The following is a 5,107-nucleotide window of genomic DNA, read 5'->3' on the forward strand; positions in this document are numbered from 1 at the left end:
GGAGCGCACGCGGCCCCCGCACACCGCACCCCTCCTGAGCACGGTCGTCCTGCGCTGCTGAGCGGGCCGAGCAGTCGGCACCGCCCACGTCAGCCCCGAAACAGGAGGACCACAGCCATGCCCACCGACCTGTACGCGGTCCTGCGCGCCCTGCTGCGCGCCGAGGCCCGGCGCAACGCGCCCGATCAGCGGGACGAGGCGGCTCAGCGGCAGCGACCGCCCAGGGAGAAGCGCCGCTGACGCACCGGCGGGGGCGGGCTACCTCCCCCGCCTGGCCGTGCCGAACAGCGAACGGGTGATCTCCCGGCCGAGCTGCGTGCCCACCGAGCGCGCCAGCGACCTGAACATCCCGCTGCCGACGACCTGTTCCACCAGCGAGGGCTCCTCGGCCGGCGCCTTCTCCCGCTTGGCCCGGCGCGCCTCGGCGGGAGGCCGGGCCTGGGCCGTCGTCAGCTTCTCGTACGCCGACTCGCGGTCCACAGCCTGTGCATAACGTCCGTACAGCGGCGACTCCCGCACCGCCCGGTCCAGCTCGGCCGCGTCCACCGGGCCCATCAGGGACTCCGGGGCGCGCAGCCGGGTGGCGGCGACCGGGGTGGGGGCGCCGTTCTCGCTGAGCACGGTGATCACGGCCTCGCCGGTGCCGAGCCCGGTGAGCAGTTCCTCCAGGTCGTACGGGGAGTCGGGGAAGGTCTTCACGGTCGCCTTCAGCGCCTTCTGGTCGTCCGGGGTGAAGGCTCGCAGGGCGTGCTGGACGCGGTTGCCAAGCTGGCCGAGCACGTCGGAGGGGACGTCCTTCGGGGTCTGGGTCACGAAGAACACGCCGACGCCCTTGGACCGGATCAGCCGCACGGTCTGCGTGATGGCGTCCAGGAACGCGGCCGAGGCGTCGTGGAAGAGCAGATGCGCCTCGTCGAAGAAGAACACCAGCTTCGGCTTGTCGGTGTCCCCGACCTCGGGCAGATCGTGGAAGAGGTCGGCCAGCAGCCACATCAGGAACGTGGAGAACAACTGCGGCTTGTCCTGCACCGCGGGCAGCTCCAGTACGGAGACCAGGCCGCGTCCGTCCGGGGCGAGACGCAGCAGGCCGGCGGTGTCGAACTCGGGCTCGCCGAAGAAGTCCGCCATGCCCTGGGCCTCGAACGCGGTCAGCGAACGCAGGATCACCCCGGCCGTGGCGGTGGACAGGCCGCCGATGCCCTTCAGTTCGGGCTTGCCCTCGTCGGAGGTGAGGAAGGCGACGACCGCGCGGAGGTCCTTGAGGTCGATCAGCTCCAGGCCCTTGGTGTCGGCGTAGTGGAAGATCAGGCCGAGGGACTGCTCCTGAGTACGGTTCAGGCCCAGCACCTTGGAGAGCAGGACGGGCCCGAAGCTGGTGACGGTGGCCCGCACCGGGATGCCGTGGCCGATCCCGCCGAGCGCCAGGAACTCCACCGGGAAGCCCTCGGCCGACCAGCTCTGCCCGGTCTCCGCCGCGCGCGTGCTCACCCGGTCCCCGCCCTGGCCGGGCCGGGCGATGCCGGAGAGGTCGCCCTTGACGTCCGCGAGGAACACCGGGACGCCCTGGGCGGAGAGTTGCTCGGCGATGAGCTGGAGCGTCTTGGTCTTGCCGGTGCCGGTGGCGCCCGCGACCAGTCCGTGCCGGTTCAGCATCGGCAGCGGCACCCGTACCTGCGCGTCCGGGTGGCACACCCCGTCCCACAGCAGCGCGCCGAGCTCCAGCGCCGGGCCGGTGAAGGCGTAGCCGGCCGCGATCGGGCGGGCCGCGTCGGGCAGTTGTGCCGGGCCGGGACCCCCGGGGGCGGGCGTGGTCGCGCTGTCGCTCATCTCAAGGCCCCTCGTCCCGGCGACCGCCACTGCCGGTAGTCGCCGTAATGCCCGCTTTGCCGTGTCTTTTTCAGCGTCGCACTCCGCCGCCATGGCTGCGCCCGGAACGTCTGGGCCGGTAGGCTTTCCGTGTGATCTTCAAGCGCATCGGAAACGGCCGGCCGTACCCCGACCACGGCCGGGAGAGCACCCGGCAGTGGGCGGACGTCGCGCCGCGCCCGGTCCGCCTCGATCAGCTCGTGACCACCAAGCAGCAGCTCGACCTGGAGACGCTGCTCGCCGAGGACTCCACGTTCTACGGCGACCTCTTCGCCCACGTCGTCAAGTGGCAGGGCGACCTCTATCTGGAGGACGGGCTGCACCGCGCGGTCCGCGCCGCGCTCCAGCAGCGCCAGGTGCTGCACGCCCGCGTCCTCGAACTGGGCTGACGAGCGTTCCGGGCAAGCCCGACTGGCCCGTACGGCCCGCCGGTTACCCCTTTCGGGTTCGGCTACGCCGGATGGACTGATCATCTAATAGGCATCGCGGCCTCGGCGCACTACGCTGCGCTCATGAGCATGCTGACTCCCCCCGGCATGGGCGGTAAATACCGGATCACAGGGGACACCTACCCTCGGATGCGCCCGCCCCGGCGACGCGGCAGGCTCGTCGCCGCCGTCGTGGCCTCCGTGGCCGCGCTGGGCGTCGCCGGCTGGGGCACGCTGCAGCTCATCGACGTCTTCACCGGCGGCGACGGCTCGGTGTCCGGTCACGCGGCGGACTGCCGCACCAAGGTCGCCAAGGCGGCTCCGGTCAAGGCCCTGCCCAAGCCCGGCACCATCACCGTGAACGTCTACAACGCCACCACGCGCTCCGGGCTCGCCAAGCAGACGGCGGACGAGCTGAAGAAGCGCGGCTTCAAGATCGGCGACGTGGGCAACGCGGACAAGCAGTTCGACAAGAAGGTCAAGGGCACCGGGATGCTCATCGGTCCCGCCACCGCCCTCGACACCACGCTGCCGGTGCTGAGCACCCAGCTCACCGACGCGGAGCGGCGTACCGACGCGGCCCGCAAGGGCGCCGAGCTGGACCTGGTCATCGGGGACAAATTCAAGGCCCTCACCCAGCGGCCGGCGGCCGACAGCGCGGTGACCAGGCTGACCGCGCCGGAACAGGTGGCCGCCGTGACGTCCACCAAGAAGAAGACCTGCTGAGCCCGACAGCAAGAAGGGGGGCCACCCGACCGGGCGGCCCCCCCTTCCGCTGTCCTGGTACTTACTCGGCCGCGCCGTACAGGCGGTCGCCCGCGTCGCCCAGGCCCGGCACGATGTAGCCCTGCTCGTTCAGGCGCTCGTCCACCGCGGCGGTGACCACGGTGACCGGGGTGCCGGCCAGCTCGCGCTCGAGGATCTCCACGCCCTCGGGAGAGGCCAGCAGGACCACGGCGGTCACGTCGTCGGCGCCACGGCCGATCAGCTCGCGGATGGCCGCGACCAGGGTGCCGCCCGTGGCCAGCATCGGGTCCAGGACGTACACCTGGCGGCCGGAGAGGTCGTCCGGCATGCGGGAGGCGTAGGTCTCCGCCTGGAGCGTCTTCTCGTTGCGGATCATGCCCAGGAAGCCCACCTCGGCGGTCGGCAGCAGCCGGACCATGCCGTCCAGCATGCCCAGGCCGGCGCGCAGGATCGGCACCACCAGCGGGCGCGGGCGGGCGAGCTTGACGCCGGTGGTCCGGGCCACCGGGGTCTGGATGTCGACGGCCTCGGTGCGCACGTCCCGCGTGGCCTCGTAGGCGAGCAGGGTGACCAGCTCGTCGGCGAGACGGCGGAAGGTCGCGGAGTCGGTGCGCTGGTCGCGCAGCGTGGTGAGCTTGTGAGCGACCAGGGGGTGGTCGACGACGTGGAGACGCATGTCCTCAACAGTAACCGTGCCCGCCCTGTGCCTCGTCTCGGCATCAAAACGCCCGTCCGGGGGAATGCGCACAGGACCGACCGGGGTGGTGAAACCGTGGCTGACCTGCCGAACCTGCCGAACAACGGCCCGGCGACGACCGGGGAGATCGGGCCCTTCAGGCCCCCACGGCCCGAGACGGAAGCCGAACGCAGGCGCCGCCGGGCCCAGTTCCTCCGCGACCTGGCCGAGGCCCGGCAACTGCGCGACCGGGTCCAGCCGCGCCGCGCCAAGGCGGCCCGGCTGCGCCACGCCATGCGCATGCGAACGTTCCGCTGGTAGCCCCGGCCGTCGTACGGTCCTGTCAGCACGCACCGGGGAAAGCTCCCGGCGAGGATGATCGGCGCTCGCGACGCCGCGTACGATCCGCAGGTGGCGGCAACGGGTGCGCTGGAGAGCCCATCACGGACCCGCGGTCGGCCGTTTGGTGACGGACGGCCGAAACAGCCGGACACGGGGAGCCGAAGACGTCCCCTGAGCGACTTGTTTCTGCCACGATTCCCAGTGGGCGGACCCCGGAGCGCAGCTGCTCCGCCGCCCGGACCTCCGCCGGGGGGACCCCCCGACCGGCACACCTATGACCAGTGGGAGAGTCACGGTGTACTTCGCCGCACTGCTCGCGCGCACCGAAGACGGGTGGGAAGCGAGCGACACGGAGCTCGACGATGTGGAGACCCTGTCCGATCTGGCCGACCTCGCCCGCGAGGCGTCACCGGAGGAGGACACGGTGCTCGTCCTGATCGAGCAGGAGGACTCCTGGTTCGGGGTCGTCCGGGTGGACGGGGAGGAGGACCCCCGTATCTATGTCTCCGACGCGGCCGCCGCCGCCCGCAGCGCCTACGGGGAGCTGCTCCTCACCGATGAGCTGCTGGGCCGCGAGCCCGGCGCGGACGACGGGCCCGACCTGGACTCCCTGGACCTCGACGGCACCGAGGACGGCGAGTCCGAGGAGACGGTGGACGGCGAGGAGCCCCCGGACGCCGACGCCGTCCCGCACAGCCCCGTCGGCGACCGCGAGATCCTCGCCGATCTCGGGATCGGCGAGAAGGAGCTGCGCGCCCTGGACGCGGACGACGCCCTGGGCACGATCGCCGAGGTGCTGGGCGCCTCGGAAGTACTGGAGACCGTCCGCTGACCGCGCCGCACGAGACCCGAGGAACCGTGGACCCGGTGCGCGACCCCTGGCGTGCCGCGATGCGGCTCGCCCTGGCCGAGGCCGGGCGGGCCGCGCTCGGCGGTGACGTCCCGGTGGGCGCCGTCGTGCTCGGCCCGGACGGCACCACCGTGCTGGGCGCCGGTCACAACGAGCGTGAGGCGGCCGGCGATCCGACCGCCCACGCCGAGGTGCTGG

8 protein-coding genes are annotated in these 5,107 nt (G+C 72.2%); 6 read left to right on the top strand and 2 right to left on the bottom strand.

Translation table 11 applies throughout. The features are described from left to right. Positions 1–117 precede the first annotated feature (117 nt). A complete protein-coding gene (locus tag GT030_RS37030; RefSeq protein ID WP_272920652.1) occupies positions 118–240 on the top strand; it encodes a hypothetical protein in 123 nt (40 codons plus the stop codon). A gap of 18 nt (positions 241–258) precedes the next feature. Here the strand turns inward: GT030_RS37030 and GT030_RS02765 are convergent, their stop codons facing one another. Next, positions 259–1,827 carry a helicase HerA-like domain-containing protein gene (locus GT030_RS02765; RefSeq protein ID WP_161199653.1) on the bottom strand — a complete coding sequence of 523 codons (1,569 nt, stop codon included), beginning with the start codon at positions 1,825–1,827 and terminating at the stop codon, positions 259–261. Between the two features lie 131 nt (positions 1,828–1,958). Between GT030_RS02765 and GT030_RS02770 the strand changes: the two genes are divergently transcribed. Next, positions 1,959–2,255, top strand: a complete 297-nt coding sequence (locus tag GT030_RS02770; protein ID WP_003986294.1) for a type II toxin-antitoxin system VapB family antitoxin — start codon at positions 1,959–1,961, stop codon at positions 2,253–2,255. Positions 2,256–2,378: 123 nt separating this feature from the next. Continuing rightward, positions 2,379–3,020 (top strand): LytR C-terminal domain-containing protein, encoded by a 642-nt coding sequence (locus GT030_RS02775; protein WP_237522165.1) that lies wholly within the window; start codon positions 2,379–2,381, stop codon positions 3,018–3,020. Positions 3,021–3,081: 61 nt separating this feature from the next. Here the strand turns inward: GT030_RS02775 and upp are convergent, their stop codons facing one another. Then, positions 3,082–3,717 carry a uracil phosphoribosyltransferase gene (gene upp / locus GT030_RS02780; protein ID WP_161199654.1) on the bottom strand — a complete coding sequence of 212 codons (636 nt, stop codon included), beginning with the start codon at positions 3,715–3,717 and terminating at the stop codon, positions 3,082–3,084. Positions 3,718–3,813: 96 nt separating this feature from the next. On the opposite strand from upp, the gene GT030_RS35405 reads away from it, so the two are divergent. The 3 genes from GT030_RS35405 to GT030_RS02790 all read left to right on the top strand — a co-directional run. Continuing rightward, entirely contained in the window at positions 3,814–4,038 is a 225-nt protein-coding gene (locus tag GT030_RS35405) for a hypothetical protein (RefSeq protein ID WP_346009545.1), read from the top strand. 316 nt (positions 4,039–4,354) lie between these two features. Continuing rightward, positions 4,355–4,891, top strand: a complete 537-nt coding sequence (locus GT030_RS02785) for a hypothetical protein (RefSeq protein ID WP_161199657.1) — start codon at positions 4,355–4,357, stop codon at positions 4,889–4,891. 59 nt (positions 4,892–4,950) lie between these two features. Beyond that, the coding region (locus tag GT030_RS02790) for a nucleoside deaminase (protein WP_202459614.1) at positions 4,951–5,107 on the top strand (157 nt) is incomplete at its 3' end.

Origin of the sequence: Streptomyces sp. SID1328 (assembly GCF_009865595.1) — a bacterium.
Lineage (GTDB): Bacteria > Actinomycetota > Actinomycetes > Streptomycetales > Streptomycetaceae > Streptomyces > Streptomyces griseoluteus.